The sequence below is a fragment of the Collimonas fungivorans Ter331 genome (assembly GCF_000221045.1).
GTDB lineage: Bacteria > Pseudomonadota > Gammaproteobacteria > Burkholderiales > Burkholderiaceae_D > Collimonas > Collimonas fungivorans_A.
This window is the reverse complement of sequence record NC_015856.1, coordinates 5,063,662-5,079,096: the sequence shown is the minus strand read 5'-3', so window position 1 is coordinate 5,079,096 and position 15,435 is coordinate 5,063,662. Positions and strand designations below refer to the sequence as shown.

General features: G+C 57.8%; 21 protein-coding genes. 2 read left to right on the top strand and 19 right to left on the bottom strand.

What is annotated here, in order from left to right:
* Positions 1-40: 40 nt before the first annotated feature.
* The 19 genes from CFU_RS22665 to sctU all read right to left on the bottom strand — a co-directional run bounded on the left by CFU_RS22665 (position 41) and on the right by sctU (position 14,256).
* Positions 41-1,354, bottom strand: a complete 1,314-nt coding sequence (locus CFU_RS22665; RefSeq protein ID WP_014008329.1) for an MFS transporter — start codon at positions 1,352-1,354, stop codon at positions 41-43.
* Between the two features lie 231 nt (positions 1,355-1,585).
* Positions 1,586-2,500 carry a LysR family transcriptional regulator gene (locus CFU_RS22660; protein ID WP_014008328.1) on the bottom strand — a complete coding sequence of 305 codons (915 nt, stop codon included), beginning with the start codon at positions 2,498-2,500 and terminating at the stop codon, positions 1,586-1,588.
* Between the two features lie 255 nt (positions 2,501-2,755).
* On the bottom strand, positions 2,756-4,114 hold the full coding sequence (locus CFU_RS23525; protein ID WP_014008327.1) for a hypothetical protein: 1,359 nt from the start codon (positions 4,112-4,114) through the stop codon (positions 2,756-2,758).
* Positions 4,115-4,288: 174 nt separating this feature from the next.
* Positions 4,289-4,744, bottom strand: coding sequence for a CesT family type III secretion system chaperone (locus tag CFU_RS22650; RefSeq protein WP_014008326.1), 456 nt, complete (start codon positions 4,742-4,744; stop codon positions 4,289-4,291).
* A 110-nt stretch (positions 4,745-4,854) separates the two neighbouring features.
* Positions 4,855-5,001 (bottom strand): hypothetical protein, encoded by a 147-nt coding sequence (locus CFU_RS25005; RefSeq protein ID WP_014008325.1) that lies wholly within the window; start codon positions 4,999-5,001, stop codon positions 4,855-4,857.
* Between the two features lie 76 nt (positions 5,002-5,077).
* Positions 5,078-5,230, bottom strand: a complete 153-nt coding sequence (locus CFU_RS25000) for a hypothetical protein (protein WP_190275198.1) — start codon at positions 5,228-5,230, stop codon at positions 5,078-5,080.
* Positions 5,231-5,318: 88 nt separating this feature from the next.
* Positions 5,319-5,468: a hypothetical protein gene (locus CFU_RS24995; protein ID WP_014008324.1), complete on the bottom strand. Its 150-nt coding sequence runs from the start codon at positions 5,466-5,468 to the stop codon at positions 5,319-5,321.
* A gap of 81 nt (positions 5,469-5,549) precedes the next feature.
* Positions 5,550-5,699 (bottom strand): hypothetical protein, encoded by a 150-nt coding sequence (locus tag CFU_RS24990; RefSeq protein ID WP_014008324.1) that lies wholly within the window; start codon positions 5,697-5,699, stop codon positions 5,550-5,552.
* An 82-nt stretch (positions 5,700-5,781) separates the two neighbouring features.
* Entirely contained in the window at positions 5,782-5,931 is a 150-nt protein-coding gene (locus CFU_RS24985; RefSeq protein ID WP_014008324.1) for a hypothetical protein, read from the bottom strand.
* Between the two features lie 81 nt (positions 5,932-6,012).
* The gene (locus CFU_RS24980; RefSeq protein ID WP_014008324.1) at positions 6,013-6,162 is read right to left on the bottom strand and encodes a hypothetical protein; all 150 of its coding nucleotides are present in this window, start codon (positions 6,160-6,162) and stop codon (positions 6,013-6,015) included.
* Positions 6,163-6,320: 158 nt separating this feature from the next.
* Positions 6,321-6,566, bottom strand: a complete 246-nt coding sequence (locus CFU_RS22645; protein WP_041742774.1) for a hypothetical protein — start codon at positions 6,564-6,566, stop codon at positions 6,321-6,323.
* A gap of 10 nt (positions 6,567-6,576) precedes the next feature.
* Entirely contained in the window at positions 6,577-7,590 is a 1,014-nt protein-coding gene (gene hrpD5, locus CFU_RS22640; protein ID WP_014008322.1) for an HrpD5 family protein, read from the bottom strand.
* Between the two features lie 144 nt (positions 7,591-7,734).
* The gene (locus CFU_RS22635) at positions 7,735-8,613 is read right to left on the bottom strand and encodes a hypothetical protein (RefSeq protein WP_014008321.1); all 879 of its coding nucleotides are present in this window, start codon (positions 8,611-8,613) and stop codon (positions 7,735-7,737) included.
* Complete coding sequence (gene sctS, locus CFU_RS22630; protein ID WP_014008320.1) at positions 8,610-8,870, bottom strand: type III secretion system export apparatus subunit SctS; 261 nt, start codon at positions 8,868-8,870, stop codon at positions 8,610-8,612. The genes CFU_RS22635 and sctS overlap by 4 nt, the downstream gene beginning before the upstream one ends.
* Before the next feature lie 4 nt (positions 8,871-8,874).
* Entirely contained in the window at positions 8,875-9,522 is a 648-nt protein-coding gene (sctR, locus tag CFU_RS22625; protein ID WP_014008319.1) for a type III secretion system export apparatus subunit SctR, read from the bottom strand.
* A complete protein-coding gene (gene sctQ / locus CFU_RS23520) occupies positions 9,506-10,603 on the bottom strand; it encodes a type III secretion system cytoplasmic ring protein SctQ (RefSeq protein ID WP_190275197.1) in 1,098 nt (365 codons plus the stop codon). The genes sctR and sctQ overlap by 17 nt, the downstream gene beginning before the upstream one ends.
* Before the next feature lie 25 nt (positions 10,604-10,628).
* Complete coding sequence (gene sctP / locus CFU_RS23515; RefSeq protein WP_014008317.1) at positions 10,629-11,252, bottom strand: type III secretion system protein SctP; 624 nt, start codon at positions 11,250-11,252, stop codon at positions 10,629-10,631.
* Between the two features lie 2 nt (positions 11,253-11,254).
* On the bottom strand, positions 11,255-13,177 hold the full coding sequence (locus CFU_RS22610) for an FHIPEP family type III secretion protein (RefSeq protein WP_041742770.1): 1,923 nt from the start codon (positions 13,175-13,177) through the stop codon (positions 11,255-11,257).
* 11 nt (positions 13,178-13,188) lie between these two features.
* On the bottom strand, positions 13,189-14,256 hold the full coding sequence (gene sctU / locus CFU_RS22605; RefSeq protein ID WP_014008315.1) for a type III secretion system export apparatus subunit SctU: 1,068 nt from the start codon (positions 14,254-14,256) through the stop codon (positions 13,189-13,191).
* 268 nt (positions 14,257-14,524) lie between these two features.
* Between sctU and CFU_RS22595 the strand changes: the two genes are divergently transcribed.
* Entirely contained in the window at positions 14,525-14,995 is a 471-nt protein-coding gene (locus CFU_RS22595; RefSeq protein WP_041742767.1) for an HrpB1 family type III secretion system apparatus protein, read from the top strand.
* Positions 14,996-15,011: 16 nt separating this feature from the next.
* Entirely contained in the window at positions 15,012-15,431 is a 420-nt protein-coding gene (locus CFU_RS22590) for a hypothetical protein (protein WP_190275196.1), read from the top strand.
* Positions 15,432-15,435: the final 4 nt, after the last annotated feature.

Below are 15,435 nucleotides of genomic sequence, written 5' to 3'. Positions count from 1 at the left end.
GAATGCGTGATGGCAGATGAGCCGTGACAACAACCAGGGCTTAAAATGGCTTGCGGCGAGCCATCCGGCGGCCCAGTGCGAGTACCGCGACAATGCTGATCAAGCCGGTTGTCATTACATAAAAGCTGGGCGCCATCTTGTTATTGGTGAAAGCAATCATCCAGGTAACGATCAGAGGCGAAAAGCCGCCGAATATGGTCACTGAAAAATTGTAGCTAAGGGCTAATCCGGTGCCGCGGGTGCTGGTCGGAAAAATGTCCGACAGCATTGCCGGTATCGGTCCAAGACATGCCGCGAGCAACAGCCCGACTATCGCCTGCACGATGATCAGGGTCGTCACGGTTGGCCAGGTGGTCAACATCAGGAATAGCGGATATGAGGTGGCGCCGATCATCATCATCGCAATTGACAGTACCTTGAATCGTCCGTGACGGTCCGACAGTGTGCCGAACATCGGCGCCGTCACCATCAGAACGAAACCTGTCACCATGGCGCCGAGAAATGAAGACGTCGCTGGAATATGCAATTGCTTCAACGCGTAAGTCGGCATGTACACTTTGTGGACGTAGTTGAAAGCAGTCGCTCCAGCAACCACGCCGATACCCAGCAACAGATTCAAGCGATCGTTGACCAGTACCGTTTTCAGCGGAGATTTCTCCTGCTTGGCGGCGGCAAGTTTCTTGAATTCCGGCGTTTCGTCGATCTGGCTGCGAATATACAGGCCGACTGGTCCTATCAGCAAGCCAACGCAAAAAGCTACCCGCCAGCCCCAATCATTCAACTGGCTCTCCGTCAATACATAGCTAAGAAGAGCGCTGACGCCGGCGGCAAGCACCGTGGCCAGCCCTTGTGTCGACAATTGCCAGCTGGCGAAGAAACCGCGCCGCTTGGCGTCCGCATGTTCAACCATGAAAGCGGTAGCCGCACCGAACTCGCCGCCGGTTGAAAAACCTTGCAGCATGCGGGCAGCGATGACGATCAGCGGTGACATGATGCCGATCTGGGAATAGGTCGGTGCGAAAGCAATCATCGCCGTGCCTGCCATCATGAAAAGAATCGATAGTGTCAGCGATGCCTTGCGTCCGGCGCGGTCCGCATACGAACCCAGGATAACGGCGCCGAGCGGGCGCATGACGAAGGAAATGCCGAATGTGCCGACGCTGAGCAGCAAAGATGTGGTTTCGTCCGCGCTGGGGAAAAACAGTTTGCCGATTACAATTGCGAAATATCCGTAGATCAGCAAATCGTAAAATTCCAGCGCGTTGCCGATGCTGGCGGCACAGATTTCCTTCCAGGGATTACGCCTTGCGACCGGCATTGCGCCTAGGTCGGGGGAACGAAACTGAGCTGACATGAGATATCTCCGGAATAGTAATGAGCAAGAAGTGTAGGGCGATGTTTTTTGCGCTCATTGCTATTTCGGCAGCGATCGCTGCTCATTCGGCGTAGCCGGTTTGGCGTGCACGCAACCGGTGCTGGGTACAGCCCAAAAAGGGCTTATTTGGTGCCGTGATGCACGTAAGGAGTGCAATGCACGGTGCGAAGTACGGCCCGATATTCGGCCCCGAGCATCATGAAAGCGATGTCATTTTCGTACTTGTTTTGTGGCCGACGACAGACCCTGCCAGATCGCATCCACCCGCGCATTGCTGTTGCGGCGCGAGCGGTACAGCGAAATATCGAAGCTGACACGCATGCCGGCGTCGCCAGCGACCGCCAGGTGGCCCAGCTTCAATTCATCCTGCACCAGCCTCTGCGGCAACCAGGTCAAGCCGGCGCCACGCTTGGCCATTTCCAGGATCGCTTCGTAAGAATCGGCCTGGCAGACCATGTGCAGCGGCAATTTGTGCGTGAGGCTCGCCAGGTGCTGGGACAGCACGCTGCGCAGGGTCAGCGTTGGAGAATAAGCCAACCAGGGAATTGGCGTATCGCCGGTGGGAGAGATGCGGAATTGCGGGCGTCCTTTTGCATTTGGCGCACTGACGGGCAATAACGTTTCGTGATCCAGCAAGATGGATTCATAGAGATTGGGGTCGATCAGCAGCCGGGTGGATGGACTGCCGTAACTCAACAGCAAATCGACATCGCCGGACGACAAGCGCATGATCCCCTCCTGCGCGCCGCCGGTGCTGAGAGACACCAGGAATGGACCGAAACGGCGGTTGATGGATTCACACCAGTCAGGAAAAAATGTTTTCGCCAGCGTCCGGCCTGTTGCAATTCTTAGCGTCTCTTCCGCATGCGGCGCAGGGTTTTGCAACTGGGCGCGCGCTGCATGCAAGACATCCAGCGAATGGGTTGCCGCGTCCAGAAACAACATGCCGGCTGGAGTCAGGGAAACCGGCTGTTTGCGTTCCGCCAGCGGTGCGCCGACCCATTCTTCCAGCGCGCGAATGCGGCGGCCGAAGGCTGGAGACGTGACAAAACGATTTTCTGCCGCTCGGGAAAAATTGCGTGTCCGAGCCAATTCGACGAAATCCTCCAGCCATGCTAGTTGCATTTTTTATCCTCTGGTTAATCGAGTAGTCCGACTGGCCTGGCTCGGCTAACGATCCGCTTCGGCATGCGGTAAGTTGGCTCCGGTCCTGCATCCAGATGATACAGGAGCCGATATCGGCGTGGGGCTACCAGCGGGCAGGTTTCGAGCGGGGACAAAATGGATGGCAGGCTAAAAACAAGGCATTGCACCAGCGATCCGGTAGGACAACTTAGCCGTAAAAGCGGCTGGCAGCCAGACCAGATCGCGATGACGCAATTAGCGCGGCGCTGCGGGAATCCTGTTGTTCTCAGAGTCGTACCTGGCCTCCGGGTACAAGACGTCCTTGGCGTCTACCGTCAATACGCCAAGGAAATTAAATTGTGGTTCGCCTTCCGCCGTCTTGCCGACTTTGCAGAAATGCTCGACGCTCTTGGGGGAAACGCCTTCCGCGTTATTGGCCATCAATCCGGTGAATTCGGAAACGATTTTTTCCAGCATTGCCTCTGCTTCGTCGTCGGTCGGCAATTCCTGGTTTTTTTCCACCTGATTGGCCAGCGCAATCTGGGCATGCGCCGCCTGATACAAGCGCACGGCAACGCTAGAGCAAATTTCTCCCGGGGTACGTTCTTTCGGTGTCATGGACAGGAAATGGACGCCATCCGAGGGCTGCGCCTGCGGCGGCGCATGGGTGAAGGGATCCGACGCCACCCGCAGGATATCCTTCTGGGCCGCATCGGTAAATTTTGTAAATTTGTCGCCCGGTTTCATCGAAGTGCCCAGGATGGTTTTGCTATAAGGGACGTCCTGCCACATTTGACCCGCCTGGGCCGCCCAGTCGCCCACATTCCTGTCGGTGGGTTTGTAGACCCAGTATTGGCCTTCCTGTATCGAGGACGCCTGCACACGCATGGTGTTCGATGTACCGAGTCCGCCGCGCGCTTCCAGTTGTTCTGCCTCGCCTTTTCCATCCAGCTCCGTCTTGACCGGATTATGCTGATCGTGCGCCCACATCATGATGTGGAAACAGTTATCGTCGCCTTGATTGTTCTCGATGCCATTCAGATCGGGCACCATTTGCAGTCCCAGGGAAAACGCGTGCGCCTTCGATTCCGGAATGCTTTCCTTGCGCACCAGAATGCATCCGGGAAATAAATCTTCTTTGCCGATTTTATGAGTGAAACTCTGGGTTGCCTGCGTATGGAGCGCAGCTTCGGTCCCCGGCTTTTTCAACCATGTCTGCATCTGGCTCTTAATGACTGTATCTGCTTCTGTGACCGTAAATTTACCCTTGGCTACCATTTCATCCATCTTGGCATCGAGCTGCGATATGTTGGTAAATGCGTTCTGCAGATGCGTTGCAAGCGCGGCAGTGCTGACCCCGCCTTTATAGCTGCCGTGCTTCCGGGGCGCTGGTTCAGTTGCCGGAGCCGGCAGTGAGCTGCTTCCTTTACTGCCGAAAAGGTTGCTGCTCGCTACCTTCTTTCCGCTGCCGGAAAGCGAGTCCAGTCCGGGCAGCGATTCCCGGGTTGGCGATCTGCTGCCGCTGCGGCGTGCGGCGCTGGCGGTTTGCTGTTCTGCAGCTGTTTCGGTATCGATATGCTGGGATGTTGCGGGTGCGCTTCTGGTGACTTCCATTTTTTACTCCATGATGTGATGACATTACATTCTCGCGGCCGGAAGCCGGCTATTGAGAAGCCGGCGGCGAATTTAGTCGGAAAATAGCGAAGCAGATGACGACAGGATGACAACGGGCTATCAGGAAACGACAACGGCTAGCAAGTACGATGAGCGCAATGCGAAATGAAGCCGTCAGGCACGAATCCAGACATATTCGCCAGAGGCGATATTTTCGAACATGTCGTCCCGCGCCTGGAACATGTTGTCGCGCCAGTAACGGCCATGCTCAAGATAGTGATCGATGAGGTCGACCAGCCATTTCCCATCGATTTCATCGTCCAAGGCAATGCGGCTGATCAGCACGATGCCGCCGGTATCTACCTCGAGTCCAAGCTGCGCCTGGTCTTGCGCATAGACCGCAAGGTTGGCTTCCAGCAGCAACCTGAAGATACGCAGCGTACGGCCGGCCGTGACGATGCCCAATTGAAAATTGGCGTAGATGGCTTTGGGGTCGTCGTCGAAATAATCGATTGCCACTTCGAAGCTGTCAATTTCGAGCAAGCCTGAATTTACCGCCCCATCGACGTCGGCAATTTGCCGAATCGCACACAGATCTCGAATCAATTCGTCGCGGCGTTTGAGGCTCATAAATTTACACCAAGAGAAATTGGAAACTGGGGGCTCGACAAAATACGAAATGGCATCTCGTCAAGGAAATTGGCAGGTATCCGGAACAGCAGCAAGCAGGCAGCCGGCCGTCAGCCAACGATATCTTTGGCGGCTTTAAAGCCCATCGTATGGACTTTGGCCAAAGTATTGGCCAGATCAATGGCGTTCTCCGCCGCAGCGGCAGCTTCGATGATATCCATTTGTTTATCTGTATTCAGACCGGTGATGGCAGACATTGTGGCGCCCTCGGATTAGAGCTTTGCATTTAAAAAAATGGCCGACATGTCAAAGAAGATCGGCCGTGCCTGAAAATTAGCCGACGACATCTTTGGCGGCCTTCAGACCCATCGTGTGGACTTTAGCTAGAGTGTTAGCCAGGTTGATGGCGTTTTCTGCGCAGGCTGCCGCTTCAATTTCAGCGATTTGCGCACTTGCATGTATGCCTGTAAGGACTGATTTTTTCACTTTGATGCTCCTTGAGAGAGGCGGTGCAGATCGAAAAAGAGGCTGGTCGACACTCCCACGAGTGCCGGCCGACCGTTTGCTACGCTGATTAGCCGACGATGTCTTTTGCAGCCTTCAGGCCCATGGTATGGACCTTGGCCAAGGTATTGGCCAGGTTGATGGCGTTTTCTGCTGCCGCTGCTGCTTCGATTTCAGCGATTTGTGCACCTGTGTCCAGACCTGCGATTGCTCCTGCCATTTTGATTCTCCTTGATGAAAGTGGTGTGATTAAAAAGAACTTGGTCGACGCCTTAAAGGCGTCGGCCGCTTGCTACGCTGATTAGCCGACGATATCTTTTGCAGCTTTCAGGCCCATGGTATGGACCTTGGCCAAGGTGTTGGCCAGGTTGATGGCGTTTTCTGCTGCCGCTGCTGCTTCGATTTCAGCGATTTGTGCACCTGTGTCCAGACCTGCGATTGCTCCTGCCATTTTGATTCTCCTTGATGAAAGTGGTGTAGATTAAAAAGAACTTGGTCGACGCCTTAAAGGCATCGGTCGCTTGCTACGCTGATTAGCCGACGATGTCTTTTGCAGCCTTCAGGCCCATGGTATGGACCTTGGCCAAGGTGTTGGCCAGGTTGATGGCGTTTTCTGCTGCCGCTGCTGCTTCGATTTCAGCGATTTGTGCACCTGTATCCAGACCTGCGATTGCTCCTGCCATTTTGATTCTCCTTGATGAAAGTGGTGTGATTAAAAAGAACTTGGTCGACGCCTTAAAGGCGTCGGCCGCTTGCTACGTTGATTAGCCGACGATGTCTTTTGCAGCCTTCAGGCCCATGGTATGGACCTTGGCCAAGGTATTGGCCAGGTTGATGGCGTTTTCTGCTGCCGCTGCTGCTTCGATTTCAGCGATTTGTGCACCTGTGTCCAGACCTGCGATTGCTCCTGCCATTTTGATTCTCCTTGATGAAAAACATGCTTCGATCTCGAAGCGGGCTAGATGGGCTCCGTAAGGAGCCCGGTTAAAATGTGCAATTCCCGTATGGGCGCTACACAAAACTGGGTCGATGCCATGCAATGCAGCCGCATGGCACTGAAGACTGATCAACATTACGCAAGCTGTTCTACTGCATTGCGGCATAATTCGGCTGCCGCTCTCAATCCATCCACGATTACGCCGCCGGTCTGGCGCTCGCTCGGATCTGCGCTGGCCCGGTTGGCCTCGGCGGCGCTGAGCGCCATCTGTTCCAGCGCCTGAGCGACCGCATTCAATTCGGAGGAATGGGCTGGATCGCCGGCTAACTTAGGTAGCGCGTTTAAAGTTTTGATCAGCGGTTCTGTCATATATTCGTACATTGCAATTACCTCATTGGAAGCGGAGCGAAGCGCGTTGCGGCGAAACGAAGCTTTTCGTGCCGTCGCTCGACGCGAAATATTGCAGGCCGTCGACTGCCAGCGCGGAACCGATATCCTTGGCAGTCGCGATTTCGTCGGCACGCATGACATTGACATCGACCTGTTTGACCAGCGGCCCCAGATCGGCGCGAAATTGTTCGACAACTTTGTGGACGGCCTCAGGGTGCAATACGGTTCCTGTCACTGCAAACACGCCGCTGCCCTTGTATTGCACATTTACGTCAGGGGTGCGCAGTGATTCCTTGAGATCGCGCACCACTTCGTCCGCCGCCCTGACGTTCCACTTCAAATGCCCTGCTGCGACGGCATGCGCCGCCTGATAGACCATGGCCGCGGCAGCTTCCTGCTGGACGATGCCGCTGACGTTAAGCACGCCGTCTTGCTCGCTAATGGTCAGGCCGTCCTGGTTCAGGTGCGCGACAGCCAGTTTCAGTCTTTCCAGCGATGCTTGCGGCGGTGGCAGAACGCCGCTCCGCAGCGGATTCGCGCCGGGCACGATCATTGCGGTGGCTGTCACGGCCGCCAGCAGCGACGAGGCCAAAACCAGCCAGCTGATGGTGGCGTGGCGCGCCCAGACGGGGACGGCCTTGACTGGATGCCGAGCTGCCGGCGCCTGGTCCGGAGAACTTTCCGCAACGGCTTGCTGATCGGTTTGCCGAGTGCACACCAGGCGCAGCAAGCTGATGTCGGACGGCCATGTTTCGTCTGCAGGTCCTGCACATAGAACAATATCGCTGAAGCTGCGAGGTTCGAAATCTTCAAGCCGAACCTGCTGCTCGCTGCCATTCGATATGCCTATCGCCACCTTGCCTTGTTCATCCAGCGTAAGCAACATGGCCGGCGCGTCCCAGTCCGAGATTTGAATTTCAGACCCGGCGTCGCAGCCGACCGTGGTATCGCCAATGGCCAGATTGATCACTGCTCCGGAGTGATGACCAGTCAATACGCGAATCTGTTTATTCATGGACTAACTCTCTTGTTCGGCTGTTGAATCGGGATCGATCTGGCTGCTGCCGCTTTCCACCTTACTGCTTTGATGCAAGTCTATCTGTGCGGTTTGCCGGCCACAGGCCGAGGCGCGAATTCATTGGCTTGCGAACGAACTTGACTACCATCCTCGGCCACGCTGGATAAGTGCGGAAAGTTTCGCAATGCCGGTCGCGCGTTCCATGTCTGTGCGCTTGCGGGACAGGTTCAGCAACAGCAGCGGCAACAGCAGACTCATGGTTTCCTCGGCAGGAGTGCGTGCTCGGCGGGACGCCGGGCCGGATCGAACCATCTGGATTGCGGAAGACGGATCGCCGGCTTTAATTGCTGCCGATGCAGGCTGCTTTCCCGCTTCTATCAGCGCCACCAGGCGGTCGCGCACCATGTGCAAGGTAGTTGGCTGCGCGCGCGCTGCAACCGGCATTTGCAAAAATTCGCGCATGATTGCCAGAATCCTGTAGGTTGTGCCTGATTGCGCCTTGCCGGAAACCAGGTTGTCGCGCGCTCCGAGCAATGCCGTTTCGGCAGCCGCCTGGGCCTGCAACGGCAACTTGGCGCCGAGCGGCAACGGCCAGGTGTCGAGCAACGAGGCCTCTTCCCGGATGGGATGCTTGGCGACCCGCATGGTGTCGATAACTCGCGCCGCGTCCGCGGCGTGAAATTGCATGTGCCCGGCATGGCTGGCACTGTCGCGGCGGCCTTCGCGCTGGTCGCGGTCGGACGGCCTGCCATCTTCGCCGGATTGGCGGAGATTTACGGTGCTGAGTTTTTTCCGTTGCGAAGAGGTATGCTCTTCCAGCATCATCAGCAAATCGTCGCTCATGGCGCCTGATTCCAGCTGCTCTGGATCGCTGCTGGCGCCGCGCCGCGCCGACTGCCGCCTGGCGCGCAGGGCAGAAGCCCGGTGGCGATGATGGCCGGGAATCGGAAGCTGGATCGGCTGCTCCTCATCTTCCACCTGGCTCAGGTTGCCCCAGCTGCCGATACGTGTGATGCTCATGGAAAGATCACCTGGAACACCGAACGCGCATAGTTCTGGATCGCGGCGGCGGCCCATGGCGCGCTGATAACCACCACCACCGTGACGACTATCATTTTAATGCCCTGCGAAATGCTGGAATCCTGCAGCGAGGTAATCGCCTGCAGAAAAGCCACTACCAGGCCGGTGATTGCGGCAATGCCGACAACCGGCAGGGATACCAGCAGGGCCAGCGTCAACGCCTGCGTCGTCATGTGGGTGATTGCGTCGTATTCCATGGCTTCACCGATAAGTGGATATGAGTCCGTGGACCAAGGTGGACCAGCCGTCCAGCGATATGAACAGCAGCAGCTTGAATGGAATCGCGACGTTGCTCGGATTGACCTGGGATAATCCCAATGCCATCAGTACATTGGCGATCACCAGATCGATCACGATGAAACACAGGTATAGCAGGAAGCCGATCTTGAAAGCCGCGGTCAGTTCGCTCAATACGAACGCCGGCGCCAGTACGATCAAGTCGTCCGGTTTCAGCTCCGCGGCTCGCTCCGGCGGCCATATCTGGCGGGCCGAGCGCATGAAAAACGCCTTCTCGCGTTCCGATGTATGCTTGCGCAAAAAGGTGCGAAACGGCTCGCGCGCGGCATCGAACAACGGCATGATCTGCGATCCGGCGGTTTGTTCGCTCGATAGCTGCGCGTGCTTGACAGCTTCCATGCCGACCGGCGCCATCACGAAGCATGAAATGATGATGGCAACGCCGTTCAGCACCGAAGTCGGCGGCACTTGCTGCAAGCCGAGAGCGTTGCGGAGTAGACCGAGCACCACGACGATCTTCGTATAAGACGTCACCACCATCGCGGCGAACGGCAAGATGGCGAGGGCAAGCGCTGCGATCAGCAGCGACGCAATATCAGGAGAGCCGGTCATTGCGTTCTGCCATGCGGTGGATTTGCAGGCCTAGCTGGCCGCCGACTGCTACCAGTTCGCCAAACGCCAGAACCTGGCCATGCGAAACCAGCCGGATCTGGGCGTCGTCCACCGGCACTGGGAGCTCCAGGATGCAGCCGGATTCCAGCGCGGCGATTTGCGCTATCGGCAAATTAAGCGTGACAATCTCAAGATGGACCGGGATCTCAAGCTGTCCGACATCGATCTGCTCTGCAGCTTCCGTCACTTCCCGTTCCGCAAGCTGGTCGTTGTCTAGATTGTAGGTCGTCATAGGTTTGTTCTCCAGGGTTATGGTGTGTGCCGCGACGCTTGCCTGTGCGGTAGCGCACCAGCCGTTGCCGACGCCCCAGCGCAGCGTGACGTTGTCGATAGCTGCGCCGCGTATGTGGTTTCCGCGCGGTTGCCAGCCGAGCAAGATGTCGCCGCAGCGTAAAGAAGTGAGCAATGTCTGGCTGCAATGGCGGCTGCGCAGCCGCAGATGGGTGGGCAGGGATAGTGCAGCGGGTAATGCTTGCGCTGCGCCGGGTGCAGCCAGCCATTGCCGCTCGAGCAGGGCCGCCAGCGGCAGCGGCAGATCGACGATCACGGCAACCTCAGCAACTCCAGGGCAAGTCTCTGTCGCTGCGAGCCGGAATCCAAATGTCAGCCCCTGTATCGCCGTCGATGCGCCGGTCAGTGTCAGTTCCGCAACGCTTGGCTGCGGATAGCCGTTGGCCGCCAGTGTTTCGAGCAGTGGCGCCAGCCACAGGTTGGCCAACGCGGTGCTCCTTTGACGGTCGCTGTCGAGCGCGATCGCTTCAAGCGCCGGATGGCCGGACAGGTCAATGAGTGCGGTCAGTACGCCGTGGGAGGAATCCAGGCGCAGCGTTGCAGCGCGCTTGAAGCTCATCGATGCCGCCGGCATTGCACGCAATTCGATGCCGGCAGCGCTGGCTGCAATGCGCATCGTGCTGCGCGCATCGAATACACCTCGGGATAGGCTGGCCAGTGCTGGCGGATATGAGCGCAAGCGATCAGCGATCGGTGTTGCCCTGACTTTTTCCGTGACTTGCTTATGCATAAGGATCCGTCTCTTTTTTGAAAGCTCAGGCCGTCTCGACATCGATATCGAAGCTGGCGTCGAGCCGGGAACGCAGACGCCGCAGCAATGCATCCGTGTTCAGGCAGATTAAGTCATTGGCCCGTGCATCATTGGACTCGAAGCGAAGCGACAGCCGGAATGGCGAAAGTTTTAAATGCAGGTTGGTCTCAGGCAGGATGGCCGGATTGAGCACGATGGCGACTTCCCAGGTTCCGCCTCTCTTGACCGCAGGCGACGAGCAGAAATTTGCGACGCGTTCGGCCAGATGCTCAACGACCAGGTCAGCCTCCGCTGCCTGCGAGCATTGCCGGATCATGTGCGCGCGCAGAGCGGCGAGTCCATCCCGCTCTGCGTCGTTGCCAGCCGTCGCTTCGGCAGCCGGCGCCGCCCGGCTGTCCTGGTGCGGCATGCCCGGCGGAGCTTCGTCGCGCTGGTCGGCGTCGTCATCCATCGATCTATCTTCGGCGCCGGCCCGGGCGCCGTCTGTCAGCTCCTGCCGGGCGGCGCCGAGAAGCGTAGCGAAACGCGTTGTCCGCTGGCGCGCCGGCTTGCTTGGCGTGTTATCCGGATGTTCAGAAGAAAGCCGCAGGACCCGCAATTCGCGCGCCTGCCGGAAGCGGTTATCCATGGCTAGAGATTGACCACGCCGACCGGCTGCAGCTCGACATCCGCTCCCAGTTCCTGGAATGAATACACCTGCAGCGCCGGAAAGCCTTGTTCGATCATGCGCCGGAAGTAGCGCCGGATATCCATTGCGGTAACGACCGCGAGGCCAGCCGCCGGTTCGTTGCCGATGGCGCTTTGGACCGACTCCAGCAGGGCATCGATTTGCTGCGGTTCAAGTGTCAGGAAATTGCCGGCCGGAGTGGGCTTGATGGCCTGGCGAATAGTCTGTTCGACATCGGCTTCGAGCATGATCGCCTGCATTTTTCCGGTGCCTGCCGTCGCCCGGTGGGCGATGAAGCGGCCCAGATCGCCGCGCACGTATTCGGTCAGCATCAGAACATCCTTTTCCTTGGCGCCCCATGCAACCAGGCTTTCCAGGATCGCCCGGATATTCCGGATCGGTACCTGCTCTTCGAGAAGGCGTCTGAACACTTCCGCTATCTTCGGCACGGTCGAGACTTTCTGCACCTCGGCGACCAGGCCTGGATACTCGGCGCCGACGCGGTCCAGTATCCATTGCGTTTCTTGCAGCCCGACGAAGAGATGCGCTTCACGCCGCAGCGAATCGAACACATCGTCTGCCAACGCCTTTTCGCGCTGGCTGACCGACTCCGGCATCTCTACCGGCGCCAGCGGCACCTCTTGCAGCAGGATCTGGTATGACAGACCGGGCAGGTCGTGGGCGGTCCATACGGCGGTGCGCGGAAAAGGCAGGCCGAGTTCTTCCACCAGCCGCAGCCGTATGTCGTTCAGGGCCTGGTTCAAGGCCGCCTCGGCGAGCCGGCCGCTGAGCTTTTTCGATAGGCGTATGGATAACGGAACGGCGAACGCCGGAGCGTGCTGCGCAATGCTGGGCGCGCCGCCTTTGACGCCATCGGTGAGCAGAGCGGAGAGCTCGGTGCCGGAATCGGGCTTGGATTGCTGCTGCTTGCGTCGCAAGCTATAGCCGCCGGCGAAGATGGCAGCCGCCAACACCAGGAACAAGGTGGTCGGAAAGCCAGGCACCAATGCGAACCCGCATAACATGGCCGAAGCGCTGAACAAGGCGTTCGAATTGGTTGACAGCTGCGATGCGATATCCATGCCTAGCGAGCGCGGCCGGCTATGTTCGTCGGCCACGCGCGTGATCAAGATGCCGGCCGCGACCGAGATCAGCAAGGAGGGAATTTGCGAAACCATCGCATCGCCGATGGAAAGCACGGAAAAGCGGTTGGCAGCTTCGCCTGCGCTCATGCCATGGTAGCTGACGCCGATCACCATGCCGGCGAGGATGTTAACCATGGTGATGACCAGGCCGGCGATCGCATCTCCCTTGACGAATTTCATCGCGCCGTCCATGCCGCCATGCAGCTGGCTCTCGATGGCCAGCAAAGCACGCCGTTGCCTGGCGTCGTCGACGGAAATATTGCCGGCCTTGACGTCGGCGTCAATGCTCATCTGCTTGCCCGGCATTGCATCCAGAGTGAAACGCGCGCCCACCTCCGCTACCCGTTCCGAGCCTTTGGCGATCACGATGAATTGCACGGTCGCGATGATCAGGAACACCACCAGCCCGACTACCAGGTTGCCGCCGACCACCAGTTCGCCGAAACTCTCGATGATGTGGCCGGCTTCGGCGTTAAGCAAGATCGATTTTGTCGAGGCGATGTTAAGCGACAGGCGGAACAAGGTAGTAAACAACAGCAGGGATGGAAAAGCCGACAGCGATGTGGCGCTGGGAATATACATTGTCACCATCAGCAGCACGATGCTGATGGTGATATTCAGGCCCAGCAGCATATCGATCAGGAACGTGGGCAAAGGCAGGATCATCAGTGCGATGACTGCCATCACCAACGCTACGATGCCGACTTCGCCGCTGATATTGAAGAGGCGCGACGATTTCATGTAAATCTCCTTCAAGCTGGATTGACAGCTGTGGTGTGGCCTTTGCCCATATCGTCAACCCAGGCGAGCACTGCCGCTACCGCGTCGAAAAGGGGTTCGGGGATGGTTTCTTCCAGAGCAACCAGATAAAGCGCGCGCGCCAATGGCGGGTTGCCGACGATCGGGACGCCATGCAAAGCCGCCAGTTCACGGATGACGCGCGCTTCGTCATCGGTGCCTTTGGCGATGACGCGCGGCAAGCCGCATTCTTCTGGCGCGTAGCGCAGGGCGACCGCGTAGTGGGTCGGATTGACCACTACCACATTCGCCTGTCCCACATGCGATTTCTGCGGCGCGTTGGCAAGTTCTTTTGACAGTTTGCGCAGCTCTTGCTTGATTTGCGGATTGCCGTTGCTTTCCTTGTTCTCCCGTTTGACTTCATCCTTGCTCATGCGGTGGTCGCGGATGAACAGCCAGCGCTGGATAGCAAAATCGGCCGTGCCTATCACCAGGAAAACGACGGCAGAGATGGCCAGCATCTTGCACAGAGCGCCCCAGGCGATGTTGTCCAATCCCAGAATCGGCTGGTATACGACCCCAATCAGCAATGGCATCAGTATCAGCACGGTTTTCCACAATACCGCGCCCAGAATGCAAGCTTTGATCACGGTTTTTGCCAGCTCTATCATCGAGCGCATCGAAAAGATCCGTTTCAGTCCCGATGCCGGATTGATTGAATTGAATTTCAGCTCCAGCGGCTTGAAAGCGAGCTGCAATCCGACTTGCGCTGCAATCACGGCGGCCGAAATCAATGTGGCCAGCAGCGCTATCGGTAGGCAAAGGGCCAAGCCGCGCGTGCCGGCAGTTACCAGCGCATCGGTATAGCTGAAATTTTCCGATTGTGCATTCGCAACGTCGAGCCCCATGCGCAGCAGCAAACGCAATTGTTCCGTCATGACAGGGCCGCCCAGCGAGAAACCGATCGCCGCGCTGAATAGAATTGCCGCAAATGGCAAATCCTGGCTTTTCGACGTTTCGCCGTCGCGCCGGGCGTCGGTCAGTTTCTTCTCACTGGGCTCTTCGGTTTTTTCGTCGGACATGGATGTATACCGAAATAAGGTGTGGGGCGATTATTGCGTCGGCGCGAGGCAGGCAAGGGCGTGAATGCGAACCGATGCGCGCTGAGGCGAAGCAGGAGCAACTTGCCGTATTCGGCAGGTTGCGGCGCGATGTTTCGCTAGTTGCGATGCAGGTTCGTATCTACGGCGACAACGATGGCGAAGCTGCCTTATCTTCCGTTACTACCTGCCGCGCGGTGCGTGCTGTTCTCAAGGCGGCGTGCGGGGGTTTTTCTTCGAGGAGCTGGATATGAAGATGGGAAATTGCAGTAACGAGCTGTTAACGGGGCTGATCGAACTATTGATGTTCGGCGCCAAGCATAACCATATCGAACCAACCGAGCGCCTGCTGGCTGCGGTGCACCTGATGCGGCCGGGTTTTATCGAATTGCGCGCGTACGACGCCTGGATATTGATCCGTCAGAAGCGTTTCTCCGACGCCGTGCGTCTGTTGCGGGAGCTTGAACAGCAGCCTTTGCGAGGTTCGTTCGGCCCTTACGTCAGTTCGCTGCTGGCGATCTGCCTGGCCAATCAAGATGACGAGTCCTGGCGTCACTATGCAAATGAAGTCATGTCGGGCAAGGAGGATGCCGACTCGATCGAGCTCATGACTACCCTGATGGGGCAGGCAGGCGACAAGACGGCGAAGCGGCCGGCCGTGGCGCAGATCGATAAGAGTCAATTGCAGTTTTTGTTACAACGCCGGCATCTGCGCGCTTAAGGAGATCGATATGAGCATGACAATTCCACCACTGCCACCGATCTCAAGCACCCCTGCAATGCAAGGCGGCGCCGGCGCCGTCAAGGAAAGCGCGGCGGCCGCGGGCGGGGTGACGCCGGCGCCACGCAGCGATCTGGTCGAACAATTCCGCGCCAAGTTCGAGCAAGCACGCCTTTCACCGCAAAGCGTGACGCACTTCCAGGGACCTTCCGCGGTATCGGAAATGATTACGCAGCAAGATCAGGCCATGGGGACCTTGACCGGCAAGGTCGACGCCTTCGCCGCAGGCGCCGACAAGATGAGCATGCAAGAAGTGGTGGCGCAATCGGTAAAGGTGCAGCTTGACGTTGCTACTTTGACAGCCAAGCTGTATCTCGGACAAACGCTTGCGCAAGGCAGCAAGGGCGCCATCCAGACCTTGGTCAAGAATCAATAGGAGC

What these genes read in the sequence shown, in the direction of transcription:
- CFU_RS22665 (WP_014008329.1), bottom strand. Translation starts at nt 1,354, where the DNA reads ATGTCAGCTCAGTTTCGTTCCCCCGACCTAGGCGCAATGCCGGTCGCA.
- CFU_RS22660 (WP_014008328.1), bottom strand. Translation starts at nt 2,500, where the DNA reads ATGCAACTAGCATGGCTGGAGGATTTCGTCGAATTGGCTCGGACACGC.
- CFU_RS23525 (WP_014008327.1), bottom strand. Translation starts at nt 4,114, where the DNA reads ATGGAAGTCACCAGAAGCGCACCCGCAACATCCCAGCATATCGATACC.
- CFU_RS22650 (WP_014008326.1), bottom strand. Translation starts at nt 4,744, where the DNA reads ATGAGCCTCAAACGCCGCGACGAATTGATTCGAGATCTGTGTGCGATT.
- CFU_RS25005 (WP_014008325.1), bottom strand. Translation starts at nt 5,001, where the DNA reads ATGTCTGCCATCACCGGTCTGAATACAGATAAACAAATGGATATCATC.
- CFU_RS24995 (WP_014008324.1), bottom strand. Translation starts at nt 5,468, where the DNA reads ATGGCAGGAGCAATCGCAGGTCTGGACACAGGTGCACAAATCGCTGAA.
- CFU_RS24990 (WP_014008324.1), bottom strand. Translation starts at nt 5,699, where the DNA reads ATGGCAGGAGCAATCGCAGGTCTGGACACAGGTGCACAAATCGCTGAA.
- CFU_RS24985 (WP_014008324.1), bottom strand. Translation starts at nt 5,931, where the DNA reads ATGGCAGGAGCAATCGCAGGTCTGGATACAGGTGCACAAATCGCTGAA.
- CFU_RS24980 (WP_014008324.1), bottom strand. Translation starts at nt 6,162, where the DNA reads ATGGCAGGAGCAATCGCAGGTCTGGACACAGGTGCACAAATCGCTGAA.
- CFU_RS22645 (WP_041742774.1), bottom strand. Translation starts at nt 6,566, where the DNA reads ATGTACGAATATATGACAGAACCGCTGATCAAAACTTTAAACGCGCTA.
- hrpD5 (WP_014008322.1), bottom strand. Translation starts at nt 7,590, where the DNA reads ATGAATAAACAGATTCGCGTATTGACTGGTCATCACTCCGGAGCAGTG.
- CFU_RS22635 (WP_014008321.1), bottom strand. Translation starts at nt 8,613, where the DNA reads ATGAGCATCACACGTATCGGCAGCTGGGGCAACCTGAGCCAGGTGGAA.
- sctS (WP_014008320.1), bottom strand. Translation starts at nt 8,870, where the DNA reads ATGGAATACGACGCAATCACCCACATGACGACGCAGGCGTTGACGCTG.
- sctR (WP_014008319.1), bottom strand. Translation starts at nt 9,522, where the DNA reads ATGACCGGCTCTCCTGATATTGCGTCGCTGCTGATCGCAGCGCTTGCC.
- sctQ (WP_190275197.1), bottom strand. Translation starts at nt 10,603, where the DNA reads ATGCATAAGCAAGTCACGGAAAAAGTCAGGGCAACACCGATCGCTGAT.
- sctP (WP_014008317.1), bottom strand. Translation starts at nt 11,252, where the DNA reads ATGGATAACCGCTTCCGGCAGGCGCGCGAATTGCGGGTCCTGCGGCTT.
- CFU_RS22610 (WP_041742770.1), bottom strand. Translation starts at nt 13,177, where the DNA reads ATGAAATCGTCGCGCCTCTTCAATATCAGCGGCGAAGTCGGCATCGTA.
- sctU (WP_014008315.1), bottom strand. Translation starts at nt 14,256, where the DNA reads ATGTCCGACGAAAAAACCGAAGAGCCCAGTGAGAAGAAACTGACCGAC.
- CFU_RS22595 (WP_041742767.1), top strand. Translation starts at nt 14,525, where the DNA reads ATGAAGATGGGAAATTGCAGTAACGAGCTGTTAACGGGGCTGATCGAA.
- CFU_RS22590 (WP_190275196.1), top strand. Translation starts at nt 15,012, where the DNA reads ATGACAATTCCACCACTGCCACCGATCTCAAGCACCCCTGCAATGCAA.